This is a genomic window from Embleya australiensis, from assembly GCF_051903075.1.
Lineage (GTDB): Bacteria > Actinomycetota > Actinomycetes > Streptomycetales > Streptomycetaceae > Embleya.
In genome coordinates this window covers 1,781,204-1,806,739 of record NZ_CP182422.1, presented here as the reverse complement: position 1 = coordinate 1,806,739, position 25,536 = coordinate 1,781,204, and the positions used below count along the sequence as shown (strand labels likewise).

Below are 25,536 nucleotides of genomic sequence, written 5' to 3'. Positions count from 1 at the left end.
CGCCGACGCGCTCGTTGACTCTGCGTGGAATCCGACTCGGCCGTTCCGTCGGCATGCGTCCGGATTCTCCCGTGCGTCGTCACTCTGGGCAATCGCCGGGTGGTGTCGCAGTTGTTCCGCCCCGGGTGCGGGACCTCGACCCCCGACGCTGTTAGGCTGGTATCCCGTGGACTTGGTGGGACTGTTCCGGGCCCGCGTCGGCCCAGCAGCGTCCCCTTCGATATCCCTCGGATGTCCCCAGGACATCCCCCTCATCGCAACCACGGGAGCCCTTCCTTGGCAGTGCCTCAGACGCCCAGTCGCACCCGGCAGGCGAAGCACCTCTTCGTCACCGGAGGCGTCGCCTCCTCGCTTGGCAAGGGGCTCACCGCGTCGAGCCTCGGAGCGCTCCTCAAGGCGCGCGGCCTGCGGGTCACCATGCAGAAGCTCGACCCCTACCTCAACGTCGACCCCGGCACGATGAACCCGTTCCAGCACGGCGAGGTGTTCGTCACCAACGACGGCGCCGAGACCGACCTGGACGTCGGCCACTACGAGCGCTTCCTCGACGTCGACCTGCACGGCTCGGCCAATGTGACGACCGGTCAGGTCTACTCGACGGTGATCGCCAAGGAGCGTCGCGGTGAATACCTGGGCGACACCGTCCAGGTCATCCCGCACATCACGAACGAGATCAAGTCGCGGATCCGGGCGATGGCCGCCGCCGACGTCGACATCGTGATCACCGAAGTCGGCGGGACCGTCGGCGACATCGAGTCGCTGCCCTTCCTGGAGTCGATCCGCCAGGTCCGGCACGAGGTCGGCCGGGACAACGTCTTCTTCCTGCACGTCTCGCTGCTCCCGTACATCGGCCCCTCGGGCGAACTGAAGACCAAGCCGACCCAGCACTCGGTCGCCGCGCTGCGCAGCATCGGCATCCAGCCCGACGCGATCGTGCTGCGCGCCGACCGCGCGGTGCCGCAGGACATCAAGCGCAAGATCTCGCTGATGTGCGACGTGGACGAGGAGGCCGTGGTCGCGGCCATCGACGCCCCGTCCATCTACGACATCCCCAAGGTGCTGCACTCGGAGGGCCTGGACGCGTACGTGGTGCGCCGGCTCGGGCTGAACTTCCGGGACGTGGACTGGACCGAGTGGGACGACCTGCTGCGCCGGGTGCACCAGCCCGAGCGCGAGGTCACCGTCGCGCTGGTCGGCAAGTACATCGACCTGCCCGACGCCTACCTCTCGGTCACCGAGGCGATCCGCGCGGGCGGCTTCGCGAACAATGTGCGCACCCGGATCAAGTGGGTGACCTCGGACAACACCGCCACGCCCGAGGGCGCCGCGCGCGAACTCGGCGACTGCGACGCGGTGCTGATCCCCGGCGGCTTCGGCGACCGGGGCGTCGAGGGCAAGGTGCAGGCGATCGCGTACGCCCGCGAGCACCGGATCCCGACCCTGGGCATCTGTCTGGGCCTGCAGTGCATGGTGATCGAGGCCGCGCGCAACCTGGCCGGGCTCGACGGGGCCAACTCGCTGGAGTTCGACTCCGAGGCCGCGCACCCGGTGGTGGCGACCATGGCCGACCAACTCGACATCGTGGCGGGCCAGGGCGACTTGGGCGGCACGATGCGGCTCGGCCTGTACACCGCGGACCTGGCCGAGGGCTCGATCGCGCGTGAGGTGTACGGCGCGGCCCGCTCCGAGGAGCGCCACCGGCACCGCTACGAGGTCAACAACGCCTACCGGACCCGGCTGGAGGAGACCGGCCTGGTCTTCTCCGGGCTCTCCCCCGACGGCCGACTGGTGGAGTACGTCGAACTGCCGCGCGAGCGGCACCCTTACTTCATCGCGACCCAGGCCCACCCGGAGCTGAAGTCGCGCCCGACGCGCCCGCACCCGCTGTTCGCGGGCCTGGTCGCGGCGGCGGTCCGCCGGATCAAGGGCGAGGACCGGGTCGTGGAGACGACCTCCTGACCGATCGCCCGCCGTGGCATCGCTCGACGCGCCCGACCGCTCGACCCGCCCGAGCGCTCGACGACCCGGGAAGCCACCCACCCGCGTATGCGGGCGGGTGGCTTCCCGCGTTTCGCCGGCCGCTCCGATCGACGGCCGGCGGCGTCGGTGCGATCACGGTCCCGCTCGTGGCCGGCGCACGGCCGAAGACCATTAGGCTGGCCGATCGGGGCGGCGGTATTCGGCCGGCGGCCGGGTGAGAGGGAGCGCATCGTGAACGACCCGCGGATTCGGGCGAGGATCGGCGACACCCCCGAGTCGTGGCCGGTCTCGGCGAGTGAGACGCCGTTTCGGGGGCGGGTCTGGTCGATGCGCAGCGACGTGGTCGAGATGCCGGACGGCAGCAGCGCGCGGCGCGACTACCTGGACCATCCCGGCGCGGTGGGCGTGGTGGCGCTGGACGAGCGGGAGCGCATCCTGGTGCTGCGGCAGTACCGGCATCCCGTGCGGCAGAAGTTGTGGGAGATCCCGGCCGGGTTGCTGGACGTGGCCGGCGAACATCCACTGCAGGCGGCCCGGCGGGAATTGTTCGAGGAGGCGCACCACGAGGCCGCCGTCTGGAACGTGCTGGTGGACATCTACACCACACCCGGCTCCTCGGACGAGGCGATCCGGGTGTTCCTCGCGCGCGGGTTGTCCGAGTCCACCGCCGAGCGGTTCGCGGTGGAGCACGAGGAGGTCGGGATGGAGCTCGCCTGGCTGCCGGTGGACGAGGCGATCGAGCTGATCCTGGCGGGCGAGCTGCACAATCCGACACTGGTTTCGGGAGCGTTGGCGCTCGCGGCCGCGCGGGCGGGGGACGGGTTGGACGCGCTGCGGGCCGCGGACGCGCCCTGGCCTGCTCGGCCGTTCTGACCGGCCGCGCTCGGGTCCCGGGGACCCGGGATGTTTGTGCCCGCCCGCTCACCCGTCGCCTCGGGGGCGAAAGGCTGCGGATTTCGTGACTCGGGGTTGGCGAGTCGGGCCCTGTGGGCCCGTGCGTGGTCGTAATCTGCGCGATGGGTGTGGGTGAGACAGGGGGCGTCTGCGGTGGGTGTGACCGGGGAGTCCGAGGTCGCGTGCGCGTCGACCGAGGGGCTGGTTCCCGGAATGCGCGCGCCGGTCCCGGCGTTGCCCGCGATCGTGGATCAACTGCCGCCCGGCGGACCCGACTTCGTCGGGCGTACCGACGAACTCGACACCCTCTATACCTGGGTGACCGGACCCGGCGCGGCGATCCCCGCGCAACTCGCGCCGACCGACCCGGAACACCCCGGCACCACCCGCACGGTGTGGTTGCCCCGGGACCGGGTGGTCGCGATCACCGGACCGGTGGGCGTGGGGCGGACCGAGTTCGCGGTACGGCTCGCCCATCGGCTGGCCCCGCACTTCCCCGACGGGCGGCTCTACGCCCGGCTCACCGGGCCGCGCGGTGAGCTGATCCCGCCGGGCGACGTGCTGGAATCGCTGCTGTATGCGCTCGGCACGGCGAACATCCCCTCCGCGCACGAGGAGCGCATCCGGCTCTTTCGCGAGCACCTGGACGGCAAACGGTTCCTGATCCTGCTTGAGGACGTGACCGGGACGCCGCAGTTGCGACCGCTGCTGCCGGAGAGCCCGACCACGCTCGTGGTGGTCACCTCGGTGGCCCCGCTCACCGGCCTGGGGCGGGCGGCGGCGGTGCGCAGTTGTGCGCTGGACATGCTCGACCCGCGCGCCGCGGCCGAACTGCTCGGGAACCTGGCCGGGCACACCCGGGTCGCGTGCGATCCGCGGGCCGCGGACGAGTTGGCCGCGCTGTGCGACCACCACCCGGCGGCGCTGCGGATGGCGGGCGCGTGGTTGCGGGCCCGGCCGCGCTACGCGATGGCCGACGTCGGGCGGCGGTTGCGGGCCGAGCGGTTGCGGCTGCACGAGCAGGCCGGGGACGACCTGGCGGTGCGGGCGTGCTTCTCGCTGATCCATCGTGAACTGGTGCCGTCGGCCGCCCGGCTGTTGCGGCTGCTCGCGCTGGTGCCGGGGCGCGAGTTCGGCGCGGACGCCGCCGCGGCGCTGGCCGACTGCGGGCCGGACGCGGCGACGCGGTCGTTGATCGAACTGCGCGAGCTGCACCTGTTGGAGCAGGGCTCGGTACCGGGCCGCTTCCGCTTCCACGACCTGGTGCGCGGCTATGTACAAGAGCGCCTGGACGCGGAGGAGCGGCCCGGCGAGCGGCGCAACGCCCGGGTGCGGCTGCTCGACCGGTATGTGCGCCTGGCCCGCTCGGCGGAGCGGATCATCATCGGCACGGGCGGTCCGGACCCGGCCGCCGACGTGCGCTTCGACAGCGCCGACGAGGCCCGCGCGTGGTTGCGCGACGAGCGGCCCGAACTGCTGGCCGCCGCCCGGGTGGCCGCCGCGGCCGGACTGGACGCGGCGACGCGCCGGCTGGTCTCGGTGCTCACCCGGCTCCTGGACCGCCGCGCGCACTGGAGCGACGTCCGCGAACTGCACGAACTCGCGCTGACCACCGCGCGCCGGGCCGGCTCCGGCCGGCAGGAGGCGGTGGCCCTGCTCAACCTGGGCAACCTGCACGTCGCGCGCGCTGAGCTGGAGGAGGCATTGTCCTGCTACCGCGCGGCGCTGGAGGTCTCCCGCGGACTGGGCGACCCGGCCGGCGAGGGCCGGGCGATGGTCAACCTCGGCAATGCCTACGCCGACCTGGGCGACCTGCAACGGGCCGCCGACTGGTACGACCGGTCGCTGCTGCTGCGCCGCACCATCGGCGACGCGGCCGGCCAGGCGCGGGTGCTCTCCCACCTGGGCCGGCTGCACGCGCGGATGGGCCGCTTCGAACAGTCGGTGCGCGACCACCGGGCGGCGCTCGGGGTGCGTCGGCGAATCGGCGACCCCGCCGACATCGGCCGGGTGCTGGCCGACATCGCCGCCGTGCTGGGCGAGGCGGGTCGGGTGCCGGAGGCGCTGACGGTGTACCGCGACGCGATGGAGGCGTTCCGCGCGGCCGGCGACGAGCGGCTGGAGGCGCTGGCGCTGTTGCAGAGCGCCGAACTGGCGCTCGATTCGGGCGACGCCCGGGACGCCCGATCGCGCCGCCGGCAGGCATTGGCCCTGCTCGTGGACGCGGGCGCGCCCGAGGCCGACGAGGTTCGCCGCTTCCTGGGTGACGAGTAGACCCCTTGTGGGTACTCGCTGCTGTCCAAAGTTTTGGGCGCAACCTACGAAATAGACAAGCGGTCCCGTCCTCACTGCCACTTTGTAAGGTTGGCGGGGGGTTCCAACCGCACTAAGCTAGGGACACCACGAGGTACAGCGTGCTTTCGCATGCTCGGGCTCGCTGGTGCCCAACCCTCTGTCGACAGGACTTGATAGCCGTGAAGGTCGGTATCCCCCGCGAGGTCAAGAACCACGAGTACCGCGTGGCGATCACGCCCGCCGGCGTGCACGAGCTCGTGCGCAACGGTCACGAGGTCTTCATCGAGCACGACGCCGGCGTCGGCTCGTCCATCCCCAACGAGGAGTACGTGGCCGCGGGGGCGACCATCCTCGGTACGGCGGACGAGGTCTGGGCGACCGGCGAGCTGATCCTGAAGGTCAAGGAGCCGATCGCCTCCGAGTTCGGCCGGCTCCGCAAGGACCAGACGCTGTTCACCTACCTGCACCTCGCCGCGGGCAAGGAGTGCACCGAGGCCCTGCTCCACGCCGGGACCACGTCCATCGCCTACGAGACGGTGCAGCTGCCCAACGGCGCGCTGCCGCTGCTCGCGCCGATGTCCGAGGTGGCCGGTCGGCTCGCGCCGCAGGTCGGCTCGTACCACCTGATGGCGCAGGGCGGCGGTCGCGGCACCCTCATGGGTGGCGTCTCCGGCGTCTACGCCGCGAAGGTCGTCGTGATCGGCGCCGGTGTCTCGGGGATGAACGCCGCGGCGATCGCGCTCGGCATGCAGGCCGAGGTGCTGCTGCTTGACCGGAACATCCAGGCGCTGCGCGACGCGGACCGGATCTACCAGGGGCATCTGCAGACGGTCGCGTCGAACACGTACGAGATCGAGAAGGCCGTGCTGGACGCGGACCTGGTCATCGGCGCGGTGCTGATTCCGGGCGCGAAGGCGCCGAAGCTGATCACCAACGAGCTGGTGTCGCGGATGAAGCCGGGCTCGGTGCTGGTCGACATCGCGATCGACCAGGGCGGGTGCTTCGAGGACTCGCACGCCACGACGCACGACGACCCGGTGTACAAGGTGCACAACTCGATCTTCTACTGCGTGGCGAACATGCCGGGTGCGGTGCCGCACACGTCGACCTATGCGCTGACGAATGCGACGCTGCCGTACATCGTGCAGTTGGCGAATCGTGGGTGGCGTGAGGCGGCGAAGGCGGATCGGGCGTTGGCGCTTGGTCTGTCGACGCATGAGGGTCGGCTTACGAATGCGGCTGTGGGCGAGGCGCTTGGGATTGACGCCGTTTCGCTCGAAGAGGTCCTGGGTTCCTGACCCCTTTTCGATTGGCCTCATGCGCCGGCCGGGCTGAAGTTGGCTTGGCTGGGGCTTGAGGGCTGCGGGTTGCCTGCTTGGCCTCATGCGCCGGCCGGGCTGGGGTTGGCTTGGCCGGGCTTGGGGGCTGCGGGTTGCCTGCTTGGCCTCATGCGCCGGCCGGGCTGAAGTTGGCTTGGCTGGGGCTTGAGGGCTGCGGTTTACCTGCTTGGCCTCAAACGCCGGCCGGGCTGAGTGGCCTCATGCGCCGGCCGGGCTGAAGTTGGCTTGGCTGGGGCTTGAAGGCTGCGGTTTACCTGCTTGGCCTCAAGCGCCGGCCGGGCTGAGTGGCCTCACGTGGCGGCCGGGCTGAGTGGTCTTGAGTGCCGGCAGGGCTTCGGGTTGGTTGGTCTCTGGTTGAGGCCGTGCGCATGCCGTACACCCCCAATGACGTGGGTGTGCGGCATGTGGTGTTTTGGGCGTCAGAATTGGGGGCGTGGAGACTGTTGTTGAGGAGTATTTGGGGGATTTGGGGCTTCGGCGTGGGTTGGCCCGCAATACGTTGGGTGCTTATCGGCGGGATCTTGGGCGGTACCTCCTCTATTTGCGCGGGCTTGGGATTGAGGGGTTGGGCGGGGTTCGGGCCGCGGATGTGCGGGGGTTTGGTGGGGCCTTGCGGGATGAGGGGTTGGCGCCGGCTTCCGTGGCGCGGGCGCTTGTGGCTGTGCGCGGGGTTCATGCGTTCGCGGTGAGTGTCGGGTTGGTTGCCGTGGATGTGGCGAGTGGGGTTGCGGCGCCGGATCCGGTGGTTTCGGGGCGGCGGCTTGGGGATGTGCTGTCGGTGGAGGCGGTGGAGGCGTTGTTTGCGGCGGCCTCGGCTGCCTCCGGGGTGTTCGGGCTTCGGGATCGGGCCCTGGTCGAGGTGTTGTACGGGTGCGGGGCTCGGGTGTCGGAGGCGGTGGGGGTGGACCTCGGCGATGTCGATTTGGCGGCCGGGACGATCGGGCTTCGCGGTTCGGGTGGGCGGCGGCGGGTCGTGCCGTTGGGGGCGGGCGCCCTGGCGGCGCTCGATGTGTACTTGATGCGGGCGCGCCCGGAGCTGGCCGCTTCGGGATCCGGTGGTGCCGCCGTCTTTCTCAACGCGCGAGGCGGCCGGCTGTCACGGCAGAGCGGATGGGCCGTGCTTGTCGACGCCGCCGGCCGCAGTGCTCCGGAGCGGGGCATCTCCCCACGTACACTTCGGAGTTCGTTCGCCACACATTTGCTCGACGGTGGGGCCGATGTCCGGGTCGTCCAGGAACTCCTGGGTCATTCCTCGGTGTCCACGACCCGAGTCTACGTGCGCCAAACCCCCGACGAACCACGTCAGATGTACTGAGGATCCCACCCTCGGGCGCTTGACTGGATCACCTCACATGTTGCATGCGTCGGGCGGTTCGCCTTGCTGCGACCGTCCGCAACGCCATAGAGTCGCGATCCGTCGGCAAGGACTCAGGCTGACGAAGCAAGAAATGACCTGGTCGGCAAGGAGGTAAGACGACTTGTGAACGAGTCGACATTTGCTCCCGGGGGTGCCCAGCCAGGGGCGGCGCCGGGCCGTGCAGCGCCGACTACCTCTTCCTACGGGCCCGCCGACGGCCCGCAGGACCAGCAGGGGACGCGCACGGACGCCGCCGTCCAGGCGGGCCACACCGCCCCGGCCGGCCAGGCCGGGCCCGACGGGCTCGATGGCCCGGACGCGCACGAGTACGCCTACGATATGTACTACTACGACGACGAGTTGCGCTACGCCGAGGAACTGCGTGGCGGACCGTTCGACCCCGACGCGGACTACGAACCGGATCCGGAATACGCCGCGACCCTCGCTCCCGACGCCGCCACGCAGCGGCGCGAGCGGGTCGGCCCGACCGGCCGCGCCCTTCCCTACTTCCCGATCCCGGCGCCGGTGAGCGAACACGGGCCGGCGAAGATCATCGCGATGTGCAACCAGAAGGGCGGCGTCGGCAAGACCACGTCGACCATCAACCTGGGTGCCGCGCTGGCGGAATACGGCCGCCGGGTCCTGCTCGTGGACTTCGACCCCCAGGGCGCGCTTTCGGTGGGCCTGGGCGTCAACCCCATGGAGCTCGAACTCACGGTCTACAACCTGCTGATGGAAAGTCATCTCAGCGCGGACGACGTGCTGCTGAAGACGATCATCCCCGGCATGGACCTGTTGCCCAGCAACATCGACTTGTCGGCCGCCGAGGTGCAACTGGTCACCGAGGTCGCCCGGGAGACCACACTCTCGCGCGCGATCCGGCCGCTGGTCAACGACTACGACTACATCATCATCGACTGCCAGCCCTCTCTCGGTCTGCTCACGGTCAACGCGCTCACCGCGGCGAACAGCGTCATCGTGCCGCTGGAGTGCGAGTTCTTCGCGCTGCGCGGCGTGGCGCTGCTGACCGAGACGATCGAGAAGGTGCACGAGCGGCTGAACCCCGACCTCGTGCTCGACGGCATCCTGGCGACGATGTACGACGTCCGCACCGTGCACGGCCGCGAGGTCCTGGCCCGGGTCACCGAGGCGTTCGGCGACCAGGTCTTCCACACGGTGATCGGACGCACCGTCAGGTTCCCCGAGACCACCGTCGCGGGCGAACCGATCACCACCTACGCCTCCAACTCGGTGGGCGCCGCCGCCTACCGTCAGCTCGCCAGGGAGGTGCTCGCCCGGTGTCGCGCCGAGTGAGTCTCCCGGGTGCCGACGAGCTGTTCCGCACCACCGGCGGCGCGATGTTGCGACAGCAGCAGAACGCCGGCGGCGACGCGGGAGAGCAGCGCGGCACCGTACCCGCGCAGGTTCCACCGGTCGGGGCCACGCCCGACAGCACCGAGCGACACGAGTCGTCCGGTGCGGACGGCGGATCCGGCGAGGCCGAACAGCACGCCGTACAACATCCCGTGCCCGGTCGCCGCGAGGCGCCCACGCCGTCGGGGGCGTCGTCGATGTCCGCCGCCGCCGCGGGGGTCGACCCGAACGCGCGTCCGGCCCATCGGCGCACCCGTGCGCAGCGCCGCCCGAGCGGGCGCGAGCGACACGACGAGAAGATCACCGTCTACGTCTCCGCCGAGGAACTGATGGACCTCGAACACGCGCGGCTGAGCCTGCGCGGCGACTACGGCCTGGCCGTGGACCGCGGGCGGATAGTGCGCGAGGCGGTCGCGGTGGTCCTGGCCGACCTGGAGGCGCGCGGCGAGGCGAGTATCCTCGTCCGCCGGCTGCGTGGCTCTTAAGCGACAAACCCGATTCGAGCGGTTGCCCGCTCGGTGAAGTCTCGACGGACCCGCCGGTCCCCTGAGTGGCCCAATTCGGACCACCGCCCGGCGGGTCCGTGCCGTTTCCCGCAGTCGCGGCCCGCACCATTGAGCGCACGATGTCCGACACCCACGGTTCCGCCCGCCCCCGACGCGCGCTCGGGCGCGGCCCGGGCCGGCCCGCCGCTCCGGTCGGGCCGGACGGGTCGCCGCCGCCGACGTCCGCCGCCGGGGCCGGATCCGGACCCGGACCCGCCGATCCCGGGGCCGGGCCCGCCCCGGTCCGCGTCCCCGCGCCCGCCCCGCCCGCCGAGGCGCCGGTTCCGGTTCCGGTTCCGGACGACGGCACCGGCTTCCGGGTCAGCCTGGACAACTTCGAGGGCCCGTTCGACCTGCTCCTCGGCCTGATCGCCAAGCACAAGCTGGACGTCACCGAGGTGGCGCTGTCCCGGGTCACCGACGAGTTCATCGCGCACATCCGGGCCCAGGGACCGGACTGGGACCTCGGCCAGGCCACCGAGTTCCTGCTGGTCGCGGCCACCCTGCTCGACCTCAAGACGGCCCGGCTGCTGCCCGCCGCCGAGGTCGAGGACGCGGAGGACCTGGCCCTGCTCGAAGCCCGGGACATCCTGTTCGCCCGGCTGCTCCAATACCGGGCGTACAAGCAGATCGCCGGCATCCTGGCGGACCGGTGGGCCGAGGAGTCCCGCCGGTATCCGCGCGACGTGCCGCTGGAGCCGCGCTACCAGGGGCTGCTGCCCGAGGTGGTGATCACCACCGATCTGGAGCGGTTCGCCCGGATGGCGGCCAAGGCGATGACGCCGAAGGCGCCGAAGGTGGTGTCCATCGAGCACATCCACGCACAGCGGGTGAGCGTGCGCGAGCAGGCGGCGATAGTGGTCGAGCGGCTGCGCCGGATGGGCAGCGCGACCTTCGCCGAACTGGCCGCGGACGCGCCGGACACGCTGCACGTGGTGGCCCGGTTCCTGGTCCTGCTCGAACTCTTCCGCGAGTTGGCCGTGGGGTTCGACCAGGTCGAGGCGCTGGGGGAGCTGACCGTGAAGTGGATCGCGGGCGCCGGCGAGGACGTGGCGGTGAGCGCGGAGTTCGACGAATTCGACACCGTGGTGCGGGACGCGGACGAGGAGGAGGGCACGTGAACGACGACGGCCACCGGCGCGAACCGGGACTCGAACCCGGGGGCGAACCCTTGGTCGACTCCCGGATCGGACCCGGAGTGGAACCCGAGGCCGCCCCCGAGCACGACCCGCCGCCGGCGCCCGTCGAGGCCGCGGTGCCCGCTCCCCGGGCCGCGCGCGCCAAGACCCCGCCCCCCACCCTCCCGGTGTCCGACAGTCCGCTCCCGGCGGCCCTGGAGGCCGTCCTGATGGTGGTCCAGGAGCCGGTGTCCGAACACCTGCTCGCCGAGGTGCTGGAACACCCCCTGCCCGAGGTGGTCGCCACGCTGCGCACGCTGGCCCTGGAGTACACCGCCCAGGGGCGCGGCTTCGACCTGCGCGAGGTGGCCGGCGGCTGGCGCTTCTACAGCCGTCCCGAGCACGCCGCCGCGGTCGAGCGCTTCGTCCTGGACGGGCAGCAGTCCCGGCTCACCCAGGCCGCGCTGGAGACGCTGGCCGTGGTCGCCTACCGCCAGCCGGTCAGCCGCGGCCGGATCGCCGCGGTGCGGGGGGTCAACTGCGACGGGGTGATGCGCACGCTGCTGGCGCGCGGGCTGGTCGAGGAGTACGGGGTCGAGTACGAGACCCAGGCCACGCTGTACCGCACCACCGAATACTTTCTGGAGCGGATGGGCCTGCGGTCGCTGGACGAGTTGCCGGAATTGGCCCCCTTCCTGCCCGAGATCGAGGCCCTGGAGGCCGAGGGCGGGGCCAGTCCGGAGCTGCTGCCGACCCGCGCGTCGTACCCGCTTGCGCGGAGCGGGGATACTGGGAGGGATACCGGGGCGGTGCACACCGATCCCGACGACGGCGAGACGACTACGGAAGATTGATGGCACCCACCAACAGGCAAGGCTCCGGCGGCAACGACCGAGGCAAGGAACGCTCGGTGAACAAGCGCGGGGGCACCGGGCGCGGCAGCAACACTCCGCAGCCCCGGCGGGTCGCCGACGACAACCGTCGCGGCGGCGCGGGTGGGCAGCCGAAGTCGGGCGCCGCGGGCGGCAAGGACCGCCGTCCCTCGGCGAGCACCGGTCGCCCCGACCGCCGGCCCACCACGATGCGCAACACCGAGCGCAACGAGCGGGAGAAGCAGGAGGGCGTGCGGCTGCAGAAGGTGATGGCCGACGCGGGCATCGGCAGCCGCCGGCACTGCGAGAACCTGATCGACGCGGGCCGGGTCCAGGTCAACGACGAGCGGGTCACCGAGCAGGGCATGCGCGTCGACCCGGACACGGTGGAGATCAAGGTCGACGGGATGCGCATCCCGACCCGCCCCGCCGAGACCTACATCGCGTTCAACAAGCCGACCGGCGTGGTCTCCACCATGTACGACCCGGACGGCCGGTTCACCCTCGCCGACTACATCACCGAGTTCGAGCAGCGCCTGTTCCACGTCGGCCGGCTGGACACCGAGACCGAGGGCCTGATCCTGCTCACCAACCACGGCGAGCTGTCCAACCGGCTCACCCACCCCCGCTACGAGGTGCGCAAGACCTACCTCGCCTCGATCCAGGGCCCGATCCCGCGCGACCTGGGCAAGCGGCTCAAGGACGGGGTCGAACTGGAGGACGGCGTCGCGCGCGCCGACAGCTTCCGGATCGTGGACAGCGTCGGCAACAACTACCTCGTCGAGGTGGTCCTGCACGAGGGCCGCAAGCACATCGTCCGGCGCATGCTGGCCGAACTGGGCTTCCCCGTCGAGCGCCTGGTGCGCACGCAGTTCGGCCCGATCCAGCTCGGCGACCAAAAGCCCGGCCGCACCCGCCGGTTGTCCAACGACGAGATCGGGCTGTTGTTCCGCCAGGTCGACCTGTAGCAGGCGCCATCGGCACGGGCAGCCAACTGCCCTGACGGCCGCGGCAGTTCCACTTCCGGGTGGAACCGCTGCGGCCGTTGTTCGTATCTGGCCGATTCGGTTCCGCCGGACGGTGGGATGGTGCATCGTGGAAGCCCGCACGGGGGTCTGGCGCGTGTCCGAAGACACGCGCTGGGGATGGTGGCCGATAACGGTTCGGAACCGGGCGTGTTCCAGTGATCGCGAACGGTGCCCGCGACCCCCCGCACAGCTGCTAGAACGTTGCCGAACACCCGAGGTGTGCCCCGCGCACGGCGGGGCCGACAGCAGGGGGGACGCCACAGTGGTGCTGCCTGTCCGCCGGGGAGCGCCGCGGCCGGCGCCCTCCACACGGCGTTCACGACGGTCGGCCGGAGCGATCGTGCTCGGCGCGCTCGCCCTCGCGCTCCTGCCCGGCGCCGCCCGCGCCGCCGACCCGCCGGGGGGAGATCCCAACCTCAAGGTCGCGCCGATCTCCTACGTGGTCCTGGTCGACGAATCCGGCAGTCTCAAGGGCCCCGACCTCGATCGGGAGAAGGACGCCGCCGGCCTCGCCGCGATCGGCGAACTCTCGCCCGACTCCCGGGTGGGCATGGTCGGCTTCGGCAGCGGCGCCGGATCCAAGCCCGCGGTGGACGTGGTCTGCCCGATGATCCCGGTGTCCGACCCGGCCGCGGCCGGGTGCGCCGGCAAACTGCGCCCGCGCACCGACCAGGAGGGCAACAACACCGACATCCCGGCCGCGATCAAGCAGGGCGTGAGCATGCTCCGCTCCGCGCCGGCCGGGCAGCCCAAGGTCTTGTTCATCACCACCGACGGCGCGATGTCCGTGCAGCCGAACGAGGGCTACGGCGCCGACGCCGCGCGGATCCCGGGCGAGTTGGACAAGGCGCTGACCAGTGCGCTGGCCGAGGCCAAGGCGGCGGGCGTACAGATCTGGCCACTGGGCTTCGGCGCCGGGATCGACACCGCGCAGTTGAACCGGATCGCGGGCGGCGGGGCGCCGTCGTTCTGCTCGGCCCGCCCCGAGGACGCGCCGAAGGCGTCGGTGATCAAGGACTCGGGCGAGGTCGTCCAGACGCTGCGCAAGGCGTTCGGCAGCGCGCGCTGCGCCGGGGTGACCCAGACCGCCTCGACCGACGTCGACGGCGAGGCCGATCTGGAGGTGACGATCCCCGCGATCGCCACCGACGTGGTCATCCAGGTGCAGAAGGCCAACCCGGACATCGACGCCACCTTCTTCGACCCCGACGGCAAGCAGGTCGACGCCGCGCCCGGCACCGAGCGGCGCGGACAGGGTTCGCGGACCGAGACGTTGCGGGTGTCCGACCCGATCGCCGGCAAGTGGCGGATCCACCTCAAGGCGCGCGCCGGCGCGTCCGGGCCGGTCAGCGCGGCGGCGTTGTGGCAGGGCGTGGTCAAGTCCTACGTGCAGCTCAACCCGCCGCAGCCGAGCGTGGGCGAGTCGGTCCGGTTCAGCGTCTTCCTCCAGACCCGGGAGAAGAACCTCACCGATCCCGCCGCGCTCAAGGGCGTCACGGTGGCCGGGCACGTCGAGGGGGCCGGCCTCAAGGCCGACATCCCGCTCAAGGCCGGTGACAAGGGCGAGTTCTACAGCGACTACCGCATCCCCGGCGGCACCACCGGCGATGTGCGCTTCACCGGCACCATCACCGCGCCCGGCGTGACCGGCGCCCAGGAGGTCAAGACGGTCACCCTGGGCCAGGGCCCGGCGGCCGTGGGCGTCGAACTCAAATGGGGCGACACCACCATCGAACCCGGTGGTAGCGTCGCCGGCACCGTGCAGTGGAAGGTCACCGACGGCAAGCCGCACACCCTGCGGGTGGTCGCCGACTTCCCGCCGAACGTCGGCATGCGGATCACCGGCGGCGAGCAGCGGGTGAGCGCCGGCTCCGATTCGTTCGGCTTCAAGCTGACCTTCGGCGACAACATCGCCAAGGGCGACCACACCGGCCGGGTCCGGGTGGTGGACACCAGTGACGGCGACAAGGTCCTCGCCGACACCACGCGCACCATCACGGTCGAGCCGCCGCCCGGCTTTTGGGACCGGTATCTGTGGTTGGTGATCGGGGCCGTCGTGCTGATCGCGCTGCTGCTCGGCCTGCTCGGCTACCTCGCCAAGCGGCGCGGGCGGGCCCGGCGGATCGGGCCGATCGTGCTGCGCCTGTACCGCGACGGGCAGCAGATCGGGGTGGAGACCCGGCCGCTGGACGAGCGCGCCGAGGCGATGTGGTTCAAGCTCGACACCACCGCCTTCCCGCCGCAGTTGATCCCGCTGTACCAGCACGAACCCGGAACCGCGTGGACCGTGCGGCGGACCGCCGCGACCGGCACCCTGGACGTGGAGACCCCGCTCGGCACACGTCTGCAGTTGGACATGGGCCGCCCCACCGAGATCGAACCCGGACTGGCGCTCGGCTTCGCCGACGAGCGGGTTCAGGCCGGGCCGGCCGACGGGGCGGGCGGTCCCGCCGATCCGTACGGCGGCGGGGGTTCCGCCGATCCCTACGGCTACGGCTCGGCCGCGCCCGCGGCCGCGCCGCCGCGACCGTACGGCGGCGAGGGGGCCTACGGCGCGGAACGGCCGTACAACCCCTACGGCCCGTACGGTTCGGGACCGGCCGCGGAGCCCGGCTCGGGTTCCGGGGCGAACCCGGACCCCGACGACACCACGTTCGGCTACGGACCACCGCGTTAGTCCCCGGCGCGGGGTCGAAGGCACCTGAACTCGCACGTCACGCACTTTTCGAGGAGGGCCCGTGGCAGCGCAAGGCCGCAGGGGCATGTCCATCCACCAGTCGATGCTGTTCGTGGGCCTGGGCGGTACCGGATGTCTGATCGGAGCCGAACTCGAGCGACGGCTGCGCGAGGAGTTGTGCGGTGCGGACGGCACGGGGCTGATGCAGCGGCTCGGTGGCCAACTCGCCCCGTACCAACTGCCCAACTGCATCCAGTTCGTCTACGCCGACCTGAACGAGAACGAGTTGCAGCGCCAGCGGTTGCGCGCCGCGCCGCCCGCGCATCGGGCCGCCGCCGACCGCAACGCGCACCTGACCACACAGCTCGTGCCGCCGCTGAACACCTATCCTGAGGTGGCCCGTTCGCTGCGGATCAACGCGGCGGAGGAGACCATCCCCTGGCTGCCCGCCCGCGAGGGCGAGCCCCGGGTGACCCCGCTGCGGCGCGGCGCCGGGCAGTTGCCCACCGTCGGGCGCGCCGCCCTGTTCGAGACCTTCCGGCACGGACTCGCTCCCGCGATGGACCCGTTGCGCCGTGCGGTCGGGCTGATCAGCAACGGCAACGACCACCTGATGGCGCTCAGCGGCAGCCAGAACAACCGCAACACCTGCGACGTGTTCGTCGCCTTCTCCATCGCCGGCGGCACCGGGTGCGGGATCTTCTACGACTACCTGCACCTGATCGGCGAGGCGTTCTCGCAGGGCTACGACGGGATCAAGATCTACCCGCTGGTGCTGATGCCGTCCGCGTTCGACGAGGAGCGCGGGGGCGGGCGGCCCGCCGTGCTCAACGCCGGACGTGCGCTGCTCGACCTGTTCCAGCTCGTCGACGACCAGAACGGGCAGTACGCGCAGGAGGAGTTGGACACCGGCCTGGGCGCGCCGGCGGGCAACCTCGCGGTGCGCTACCCCGGTCTTGAGTCGACCCGGCTCAAGGCCGGCACCGTACAGACCGGCTTCCTGTTCAGCCGCACCAGCGGCATCGAGCGCGAGGACCTGCACCGCTCGGTGGTCTCGCTGGTGATGTCGCTGATCGGGACCGGACTCAACGCCGGCGGCCCGGAGTTGGAGAACGCGGTCGTCCAGGGCGACCTGTACCAGTCGTTCGCGGACAGCTTCATCAACGAGGGTGTGCGGCGCGAGGTGCCCGCGCCCAGCGGGATCGGCGCCTGCGGGGTCTCCACCAGCCTGGTCGCGTCGATGACCGTGCCGGTGGACGAACTCGCCGACATCGTGGCCGGTCGCCTCCTCGCCCAGGCGGTGCGCGATCTGACCTCGGACGTGCGGGTGTCCGCCGAGGCCAACCTGGAGCAGATCAAGTCGTTCATGTCGGTGGCGGGCCTGAGCGAACTGTGGTTGTGCGCACCGCCGCACGTCGCCGACCCCGCGCCGGCCAAGGGCGCCGCGGGCATCATGCAGGCGCTCAACGCCCGAACCCGGGCGATGGAACAGGCGTTGCGTCAGCAGGAGGCGCAACTGCGCACGCATACCGCGCAGTTGGCCGAGGAGTTCAACCACGCTCGCGGAATCCGCCAACTCCTGGCCGAAGGCGACCTGTTCCGGGCCCGCCGGGTGCTCTTCGGCGACCGGCGGCTCTACCACGACGCGGATCGGCCCGGGGTCGCCGGTCTGCTCGCGCACTGCAGTACCGAGCCCACCCCGCCGCCCGGGATCACCGTCAACGCGCCGCACATACCGGCGATCAAGGACCGCGCGGGCGGGGTGGTCAAGGCCAAGTGGGGCGACCCCGAGGTGCAGCGCGCGCTGGCCGCCCAGCAGCGCTGGTTCGAGTGGCGCTCGCGCCGCAACTGGCATGCCCAGTGGGGCGCTCAGGCCGAGGTGTGGGACCGCAAGATGGTCTACCTGCGGCATGTCGTGGACGGTCTCGCCCAGGCGTTCAACGATCACCGCGACACCGAGGAGGCCAACTTCTCCCGGGCCACCCGCGAGTTGTACCGACAGCGCTCCGGCGTGTCCTACCTGCTGCCGCCGCAGGGCAACCTGGAGTCGTTCTACCGCCAGGTGTTGCGCCGCTTCGTGGACCGCGAACGGCTGCCCGAGACGTCCGGCGCCGCGCAGATCGTCGGCAAGCTCCTCGGCACGGGCATCTGGCAACGCGCCTACGAGATGGGCGAGGAGCGCGAGGGCGGCCCGGCCGCGGTCACCTACGTGCGCGACCAGATCAAGCAACAGGTCAAGACCCTGTTCGTACAGGCCGGCGAGCTGAACGCGCAGCCGCTGCTGCCGCCGGTGCGCGACCTGCTCACCCGCGCCGCCACCAAGCGCGGCGCCTCGGTGGGCGAGGGGGACCTGGAACAGTTCGTGCAAAAGCTCGCGGGCATGTTGCCCAACGGCTTCTCGCCCGAGGGCAGCGGCGAACTCAAGGTGCTGATCGCGCACCCCGGCACCGCGCACGACGCGGACGTGCGGCAATACCTGGAACGCTTGCTCAACATCCCCAACGAGCCGTCCCGCAAGATCGAGTTCCGCGCGGTCGAGCAGGAGTCGATCGTGGTGGTGCTCTTCCGCAGCGCGATGAGCCTGACCGAGGTGCCCGAGGTGCGCCAGGTGCTCGCGCAGTGGTCGCGCTCGCTGGACCGGCAGGACCCGGTCGACTTCCTCAAGTGGCGGCAGCGGCTCGGCTTCACCTACGACTGGCTGGCCACCACCGAGGGCCACCGGGCCTACATCCTGCACCGGTTGTTGTGCGCGATGTGGAACGGCCAGGTCGAGGTGGCGCGCGGGGACCGGTCCTCGCCCGAAGTGGTCGACATCCGGCTGCCGCACGGGTCGACGGTGATGAAGCTGCCGCTGCGCCCGTTCGACCGGGCCTCCTCGTGGGGCAGCCTGCTGCGCGCCTACGAGGAGTGGACGCTGACCGACGACGCGTCGGTACGGCGGGAGTTCGCCAAGCAGCTGATGCTCACCTACCCCGAGGGGCTGGGCTCGCGGGTACGCGAACCGGCGCCGCTGTACCGGCACTTCGTGCACGAGGTGGCCCCGCGCCAGGTACGCACGCTGCACGAACTGCGCGACCGGCTGCCCGAGCGCAGCCGGGGCTGGGCGGAGGAGTTGCTGCGGTTGTGGGAGGTCACCCTGCCCGCCGCGCTCGACCTGTCGTTCTCGCACCAGGGCGCCAACCGGGACTCGTTGCGCGAGCTGGAGTATCGGGACGAGGAGGACGGGGGCTACCCGGGCGCGGGGTACGACGACGCGCGCGGGGACGGGTGGGATCGCGCGGCGGACGAGCGCGGCCGGGAGCGGGACCGCCGGCGGGACGAGCGCGACGACGCGTGGGACCGCGAGGCGGACGAGCGGGCTCGGGAGCGGAAACGCGAACGGGACCGGGACCGGGACGAGCGTGGTGCGGAGTGGGAGCGGCGCGGGCCCGAGCGGGTGCGGGACGAGCGGGATTCGTGGGACGAGCGGAACGCGCGGGATGTGCGGGAGGGGCGCGGTCTCCGGGATCGGCGGGACCGGCCGGACGAGCCCGATGCGCGGGACGTGCGTGATGTGGGTCCTCGTGACGAGCGTGATCCGCGCGATGTTCGGGACGTGCGCGAGGCACGCGAGGTGCGGGACGAGCGGGACCGGGTGCGCGAGGACCGGGAGCGGGAGCGGCGCGAGGCGCGTCGACCCCGGGAGGATCGTGCGGACCTGCGGGAGCAGGAGCGCGAGCGGCGGCCCCTTCGGGAGCCGGGTGGGCCGGTGTTCGAGAAGGAGGACCGGGAGCGGCGGGACGTACCGGAGCCGCGCGGCCGGGACGCGTGGCGCGATGTGGACTCGCCCGAGGCGACCCGACCGAGCCTGGACAAGCCGGCGCCGCGGCGCGACGACCGGGACGACCGCGATGCCTCGGAGCGCCGCGCGCGGACCGAGCGGGACGAACCCTACGACCCGTATCCGCCGGCGCTGCCGCGCGCCGATCGGGACGCGCGCGGAGCCCGGGGCGCGTACGACCCGCACGCCGCGCGGGATCCGTACGACCCGCACGACCGGCCCGGCCCGGACGAGCCGGATCCGGACACGATCCGCCTCGACGGCCTCGACCGCACCCGGCGGCTCGACCCGCCCGAGGACCACGACGAGCGCGAACTGCCCGGGGGTGGCTGGTGACCGACACCGCCCTTCCGGGCGCGGGCGTCCCGCGCCCGCTGGTGATCGTGGTCGACCTGCGCACCGAGTACGACACGGTGATGGCGGCCCGGACCTTCGCCGACGTGCAGACCGCCTACGCGCGCACCCGGGTGCCCGCCGGGACTCGCAACGTGGACGCCGACCGGGTGCTCGTGCTCGACTCCGTCGACGAGTTGGTGGCGCACCGGCACGCGTACGAGCGGATCTTCGCCGGCATGTACAGCAAGGTCGTGTGCGTCGCGGTCGGCGCGCCCGTGGACGGCTCGATCGTGCTGCGCCGGCCCGGCCAGCTCGCCGGCAGCGATGCGGCCACGTTGTGGGTCGGCGACGTCCGGGGCACCGAGTGGGCACCGGGGCGGGCACCCGGCGTGGTGCTCACCCCCGACGACGCGGACGCGCTCGCGCCGCTGGTCGACGTGCTGAGCCAGCCCGAGGTGTTCGACCAGGTGCTCGCCGGGGTGACCGAGATGCCCCGCTCGATCGCCGCCCCGGGGATGAACGTGTTCGTGCACCGGATCCGGGACGACGCGGTACGGCGGGCCCGGATCCGCGCCGTGCAGCGGCTGGCCGGCGCCGAGGGCGGGGTCGACGAACCCTGGCCGGAGCCGCTGGCGGCGCTGGCCGACGAGCAGGGCGCCGGGCTGGTCACCACCACCGGCGGGGTGCGCGAGTGTGTGCGTCCGGACGGTGCGCTCGGGGTGCGATGGGCGCATGCCGAGCAGGGGTTCAAGCGGGCCCAGCAGCGGCTGACCGTGCTGGCCGCGCCGGTCGCGCTCTACGGCTCGGCCGGGCGCGGCAGGCGCTCGATCGACGGCGAGATCGCCGACGCGGCGACCGTGCTGCGCGACTACCGGGACCTGGTCCGGCAGACCGTGGGCCGGGGCGCGGCCGGATTCGACGCGGACGGGCGGGCCTGGCTGGACCAGGTCGGCGTGGTCATCCCGGAGCCGCCCGGGCTCGGCGCGAACTCGGTGGCCGCGGCCCTGTACACCCGTACCGCCGCCGCGTTCGACCGCCCCGAGGGACTGCGCGGGCTGGCCGAACGGCTGCGCGAACTCGCCGACCGGATCACCCCCGGGGCCGGCGCCGCCCGGGCCCACGAGGTGGACCAGAGCTGCTCGGACGGCTTTTTGACCCGCTACCTGAGCCCGGCCGCGTTCCCGCTCGGCCCGGCCCATGTCGGCGTGGTCGGCGGCCTGCTGCTCGGCGCGTTCCTGACCGCCCTGTGGCCCGCCTTCGGCGTGGTCGGCGCGGGGCTCGCGGTGGTGCTCGCGCTGCTCGGGTCGATCCTGATCACCGCCCGGCGCCCGGACCGCGAGGGCCGGGCCGTGCTGCCGCCCGAGGCGCTGCCGATGATCGTCGTCACCGGCCTGGTGGCGCTGGTCGGCGCGGTCTGCGGGGTGCTCGCGGGGCGGGCGTGGGATCCGCCGACCGGCGTCGGGCCGCTCGCCGTGGTGCTCGGCCTGGGCGTACTGCTCGTGCTGCCCGGCCTGGACTGGCGGTTGCGGGTGCGGCACTGGGAGCGCGTGCTCGGCCTGGGCGCGGCCACCCGCGCGCTGCACGGGCTGCACGCGCTGCTCGTGCGCACCGTGTGGAACGACTGGGCGCTGGCCGGTCCGCGCCGCGAGGCGGTGGACCGGGCCACCGTGCTGGCCGCGTTGCTGGAGGAGAGCGCCACGCTTTTGACCGACGACGCGGCCGCGCTGGAGCGGCAGTTCGCCGGCGAGCCGGCCGGACCGGATCCGGCCGCGGAGAACTTCGGCACCGGTGGCCACACGATGCCGGGCTTCCCTCCCGCGCCGTCGTATCCCGGCGGGGGAAACGTCGGCACCGGCGGCTACCCGCCGTCGGGTCGTCCGGTACCGCCGTATCCCGGCGCGGAGTCGTTCGGCACCGGCGGCCATCCGACCCCCGGCCGGCCCGCGCCGCCGTCGGGACCGCCGCCGGGCGCGAGCGGGGCGAGCCTGTACGACACCGTGCTCGGCGACCTCGTGGACGCGCTGCACGCCGCGTTCGAGCCGCTGTGGCCGCTCCTGGAGCGCGACCCGGCCGAGGCATCCCGGCGCGGCGCGGCGCCCGAACTGCGGCCCGTGCTGCGCGCGTACACCGACCACCTCGCGCACAACGGAGTGCAGGCCGCGCCGTCGTTCGGCCGGCAGGGCCAGGACCGCCCACACGTCGGCGAGGCGGTCGGCGGCGACGCGGACCGCATCGCCGAACTGCTCGGGCAGCCCGCGGCGCACTCGATGTTGCAGCTGTGCGCGAGCGATCAGCTGGTCCTGCTCGACCACGCGCCGACGCACACCGTCAGCGTGCGCTTCGCCCCGCGCGGGGTGCGTCCCGCCGTGCGCGAGGCGTTGCGCGAGCGCCGCGCCGGGCACGCGATCGAGCACGAACTGGTGTGGACCGGCGGCGGCCGGATGGCCGGTGTGCTGCGCCTGCTGCCGCTGCTGCCCGGCTCGGTGGACGACGCGCGGATCTGGGAGGAGAGCGCCGGCGGCGCCGACCGACCCGGCGCGGGTGACGACCGGTACGACGGCGGATGGGCGCCGTGAGCGGCGGCACGGGGCAGGCGGGCGAGCCGTCGGGCGAGGGCAAGCTCGGCTACACCGACCCCGAGGGCTACTCGGTGGAGCGCCGGGTCGAGTTCGGCCCGGACCGGCCGGCCCCGCCCGGGCAGCCGTTCCGGATCCGCGACGTGCGCGACGTGGAGGACGGCAGCGTCTTCGTGCAGAAGCGGCTCGGGCGGCTGGACCCGCGGCGCCGGGTGGGCGCCGAGGCGAGCCTGGAGACGGAGATCCGGGTGCTGCTGCGGCTGGTGCGCACCTTCGGCGGCGCCGGGTATCCGCGCGAGCTGGTCCGGGTGGCCGGACACGACTTCGACGGGGTCGAGCCGTTCCTGCTCCTGGAGGCGAGTCCCTGCCCGCCCGCCGAGGACGTGGTGGGCAAACTGCTCAGCGAGGAGCAGGACGCGTTTCGCCGGGCGATCTTCCGTACCGTGCGCTACCTCGAGTCGGCCGGCGTCGTGCACGGCGACCTGACCCCGAGCAGCGTGCGCTGGCAGCGCGAGCAACGCCGGCTCCAGGTGCTCGACTTCGGGCACGCGGCGCTGGCCGGCGAGCCGCGCAGCAGCCTGGGCACCGCGATGTGGGCCGCGCCGGGGCCGCTGCGCGGGCCCGGGCCGGCCGATCCGCGCGACGACGTCTGGTCGGCCGCGCAGGTCGCCTACCACGTCACCACCGGACGCCCGATCCGCCAGGGCCGTGTCCCGGTCGGCGTGGAGACCCAGGGGCTGCTGCTCGACCTGTTCCAGGGCGTGTTCGAGGCGGAGGCGGTACGCCGCCCGGGCGCCGCCGAACTGCTGCGCCGACTCGGCGAACCGGACCCGTACGTGGCGGGCCACGCCCAGTACGACCCGCTCGCCGAGGGGCGGCGCGGCTACGAGGCGGCGATGGAGCGCAAACGGCAGCGCATGCCGCTGCCCGGCCAACCGCGGCCGGCGCACCGGGCGGGCACCCCGGACCGACCCCCGCCCGTGCTGCCGCCCAGGCCCCCGGAGCCACCGGGCAGGCCCGCCGAGCCGCCGAGGACCGGCCGGTTTCGGCTCTTCGGGAAGGACCGGATGGGGTGAACGCCACGGGCCGGGTCGGACCGGGCGCATCGGATGAGTCGAACGCGACGGCAGGTGAGGTCGGCTGATGTTGCATCAGATCGTGTACCGCTGGGACCCGGACGGACTGCTCGGGCGCCGCGGCATCGTTCCGGTCGCCACCTCGCTGGGCCGCGACGAGGTGTTCGGTTGGCACACCCGCACCCAGCTGGCCGAGGCGGTCACCATGGACTACGGCGACCCCGCGTGCCCGGCGTCCAGCGTGTGTCTGCTCGACACCCCGCTCGGAGTGGCGCTGATCCGCCGGGAGTTCTCCGCCGACGCGCGCCGCCAGCGGCTGAACAACTCCGCCCACGTGCTGGTCGGTCCCCGGGACTCGATCGCGCCGTTCGACGCGCTCGCGTGGGGCTCGCTGGAGCGGCGCGCGCCCGGCGCGCTGGACCTGGACCGGGTCCCGCCGGGCTACGGCCTCAAACCGCTGCCCGACGAGCGCCTGGCCGCGGCCTTCGAGGTCGCCGCCGGCGACCTGCACGAGCAAGCCCAGCGACTGGCCGACCCGCTCGAAGTGCTCGTCGCCGCCGTGCTGCGCCGCCCCCGGGCCCGGCCGGCCCTGCTGCCGGCCGGCGCCGAGGACGCCACCGTGCTGCTGTGGGGCCTGCAACACCTGCTCACCGCACTGCTCCCGGGACCGTGGACGTTCTCCACCTTCGAGGTCGACGACGCGCTCGACGACCCCAACGGGGCGCCGCGCTTCATCGCGCTGCCCCGGGCCCCGTCCGGTCCGCCCGGCCCGCGCGTGCGGGTCGATCTGACCGGTCACGGCGAGCCGTTCGACCCGCACCGCGAACTGGCCCGGCGGATCGTCCGGCACTACGTGAGCGCCGGCTGGGCGGGCTTCCACCGGCTGCTCAACGTCCCGACCGAGGTGCACACGCTGCCCGAGGCGGACCGGGTGAACGCGATCCGGCAGCGGCTGGACGCGCTCGGCACCCGTCAGGAGGCCCGGACCACCCGACCGCGCGAGGAGCCGCCGGTGGGCCAGGCGCCCGGTCCGGTCGGCGCCCCGCCCGGGACCGCCGACCGGACCGCACCGCGCGACACCCGCGAGCCCACGCGCGGGGCGAGCGAGACCATCACCGTCGTCACCCCGTCCGCCGGCGCCCCGGCGGCCGATCCCATCGACTCGAATCGACCCGTGGTGCGCTGCCCCTTCTGCCTGGACCTGGTCCGCTGGAACGAGAACGACCTCTACGAGCGCGACGCGCGGCTGCGCTACGCACGGGTGGACCTGAGCACGGTCACCGACCCGGTCAAGCGGCACGACCGCATGATCACCACCTTCATGCGTTGCCCCAACCCCACGGGCGACGAGGAGCGCGAGCACTTCCTGCCGACCAACTACATGATCCACGAACCGCCGCTGGTGGTCGGGCTGATCGGTGACGGCCTCTCCGGCAAGACCCACCTGCTGGCCGCGATGATCGCCGAGATCGACGCGGGCGGGCTGCGCCAATACGGGGTGACACACGTGCCGGTGGACGCCGGCCACCACCAGGAATACCTGCGGGACCGGGTCGACCTGTTGCAGCGCGGACAGATGCTCGGGACCACGGTCAACCACCAGGGAAACCTCGTGCAGTTCGCCGACGCGCTGCTGCTGCGCGCCGGCGGGCGGACCCGGCCGATCGCCTTCTTCGACGTCAGTGGCGAGGACCTGGCCCGGGGCGGCCGGGAGATGCAATTCCTGGCCGCCGCCGACGCGTTCGTGTTCGTGGTGGACCCGGTGGTCGCGGTCGACCTGCCGGAGCTGCGCCGGCTGACCCGCGACGGCGAGGACACCGCGGGCCTGCGCCGGGGCGACCGCACCTTCGCCGCGGTGATGGACCGGCTGCCGCGTACGGCCGCGCTGCTCGACCAGCCGGTCGCCGTCGCGGTCACCAAGTCCGACCTGATCCGCTTCGAGCCGCCCGTGGACGCCTGGTTGGGCTCGCAGCCGCCCCGACCCGGGGTGGTGGACCCGGCGCGCACGGACGCGGAGAGCCGCGACGTGTACTCGTTCCTGTACGCGCACGACGCCGGCGCCTGGCTCAGCCCGTTCGAGGAATTCCGGCGCTGCACCATGCACTTCGTCTCGGCGACCGGCGCGCGTGAGCGGGACGGGCACTTCCCCGGCGGCATCCGGCCGCGCCGGGTTCTGGAACCGGTGGTGTCCATCCTCGCGATGTGCGGCATGCTCGATCAGGCCGACATCGAGCGGGTGGGGGTGTGA

Annotated in this window: 15 protein-coding genes; all 15 read left to right on the top strand. The window is 72.6% G+C overall.

Annotated features, from left to right (window positions below; all coding sequences use genetic code 11):
* Window positions 1-282 precede the first annotated feature (282 nt).
* Window positions 283-1,959: a CTP synthase gene (locus tag ACMXN5_RS07440; protein WP_439677967.1), complete on the top strand. Its 1,677-nt coding sequence runs from the start codon at window positions 283-285 to the stop codon at window positions 1,957-1,959.
* 252 nt (window positions 1,960-2,211) lie between these two features.
* Complete coding sequence (locus ACMXN5_RS07435; RefSeq protein ID WP_439674586.1) at window positions 2,212-2,853, top strand: NUDIX domain-containing protein; 642 nt, start codon at window positions 2,212-2,214, stop codon at window positions 2,851-2,853.
* A 174-nt stretch (window positions 2,854-3,027) separates the two neighbouring features.
* Window positions 3,028-5,148, top strand: a complete 2,121-nt coding sequence (locus ACMXN5_RS07430) for a tetratricopeptide repeat protein (protein ID WP_439674585.1) — start codon at window positions 3,028-3,030, stop codon at window positions 5,146-5,148.
* A gap of 200 nt (window positions 5,149-5,348) precedes the next feature.
* Window positions 5,349-6,467 carry an alanine dehydrogenase gene (ald, locus tag ACMXN5_RS07425; RefSeq protein WP_439674584.1) on the top strand — a complete coding sequence of 373 codons (1,119 nt, stop codon included), beginning with the start codon at window positions 5,349-5,351 and terminating at the stop codon, window positions 6,465-6,467.
* Window positions 6,468-6,942: 475 nt separating this feature from the next.
* Window positions 6,943-7,824, top strand: a complete 882-nt coding sequence (locus ACMXN5_RS07420) for a tyrosine-type recombinase/integrase (protein WP_439674583.1) — start codon at window positions 6,943-6,945, stop codon at window positions 7,822-7,824.
* A 381-nt stretch (window positions 7,825-8,205) separates the two neighbouring features.
* Entirely contained in the window at window positions 8,206-9,180 is a 975-nt protein-coding gene (locus ACMXN5_RS07415) for a ParA family protein (RefSeq protein WP_020555592.1), read from the top strand.
* Window positions 9,165-9,725 carry a hypothetical protein gene (locus ACMXN5_RS07410; RefSeq protein ID WP_439674582.1) on the top strand — a complete coding sequence of 187 codons (561 nt, stop codon included), beginning with the start codon at window positions 9,165-9,167 and terminating at the stop codon, window positions 9,723-9,725. The genes ACMXN5_RS07415 and ACMXN5_RS07410 overlap by 16 nt, the downstream gene beginning before the upstream one ends.
* Before the next feature lie 140 nt (window positions 9,726-9,865).
* Window positions 9,866-10,906: a segregation and condensation protein A gene (locus ACMXN5_RS07405; RefSeq protein WP_439674581.1), complete on the top strand. Its 1,041-nt coding sequence runs from the start codon at window positions 9,866-9,868 to the stop codon at window positions 10,904-10,906.
* A gap of 227 nt (window positions 10,907-11,133) precedes the next feature.
* Complete coding sequence (scpB, locus tag ACMXN5_RS07400) at window positions 11,134-11,757, top strand: SMC-Scp complex subunit ScpB (RefSeq protein WP_439677966.1); 624 nt, start codon at window positions 11,134-11,136, stop codon at window positions 11,755-11,757.
* Window positions 11,757-12,743: a pseudouridine synthase gene (locus ACMXN5_RS07395; RefSeq protein WP_380008482.1), complete on the top strand. Its 987-nt coding sequence runs from the start codon at window positions 11,757-11,759 to the stop codon at window positions 12,741-12,743. The genes scpB and ACMXN5_RS07395 overlap by 1 nt, the downstream gene beginning before the upstream one ends.
* A 400-nt stretch (window positions 12,744-13,143) precedes the next feature.
* Window positions 13,144-15,480 carry a VWA domain-containing protein gene (locus ACMXN5_RS07390; RefSeq protein ID WP_439674580.1) on the top strand — a complete coding sequence of 779 codons (2,337 nt, stop codon included), beginning with the start codon at window positions 13,144-13,146 and terminating at the stop codon, window positions 15,478-15,480.
* 61 nt (window positions 15,481-15,541) lie between these two features.
* Window positions 15,542-19,636, top strand: coding sequence for a tubulin-like doman-containing protein (locus ACMXN5_RS07385; protein WP_439674579.1), 4,095 nt, complete (start codon window positions 15,542-15,544; stop codon window positions 19,634-19,636).
* Window positions 19,633-22,212, top strand: coding sequence for a hypothetical protein (locus ACMXN5_RS07380; protein ID WP_439674578.1), 2,580 nt, complete (start codon window positions 19,633-19,635; stop codon window positions 22,210-22,212). The genes ACMXN5_RS07385 and ACMXN5_RS07380 overlap by 4 nt, the downstream gene beginning before the upstream one ends.
* The gene (locus tag ACMXN5_RS07375) at window positions 22,209-23,288 is read left to right on the top strand and encodes a protein kinase domain-containing protein (protein ID WP_439674577.1); all 1,080 of its coding nucleotides are present in this window, start codon (window positions 22,209-22,211) and stop codon (window positions 23,286-23,288) included. The genes ACMXN5_RS07380 and ACMXN5_RS07375 overlap by 4 nt, the downstream gene beginning before the upstream one ends.
* Window positions 23,289-23,355: 67 nt before the next feature.
* A complete protein-coding gene (locus ACMXN5_RS07370) occupies window positions 23,356-25,536 on the top strand; it encodes a TRAFAC clade GTPase domain-containing protein (RefSeq protein WP_439674576.1) in 2,181 nt (726 codons plus the stop codon).

Excerpts from the sequence above, each read along its gene's own strand:
- ACMXN5_RS07415 (WP_020555592.1), top strand. The coding sequence starts at position 8,206 with ATGTACTACTACGACGACGAGTTGCGCTACGCCGAGGAACTGCGTGGC.
- ACMXN5_RS07405 (WP_439674581.1), top strand. The coding sequence starts at position 9,866 with ATGTCCGACACCCACGGTTCCGCCCGCCCCCGACGCGCGCTCGGGCGC.
- scpB (WP_439677966.1), top strand. The coding sequence starts at position 11,134 with ATGGTGGTCCAGGAGCCGGTGTCCGAACACCTGCTCGCCGAGGTGCTG.
- ACMXN5_RS07395 (WP_380008482.1), top strand. The coding sequence starts at position 11,757 with ATGGCACCCACCAACAGGCAAGGCTCCGGCGGCAACGACCGAGGCAAG.
- ACMXN5_RS07370 (WP_439674576.1), top strand. The coding sequence starts at position 23,356 with ATGTTGCATCAGATCGTGTACCGCTGGGACCCGGACGGACTGCTCGGG.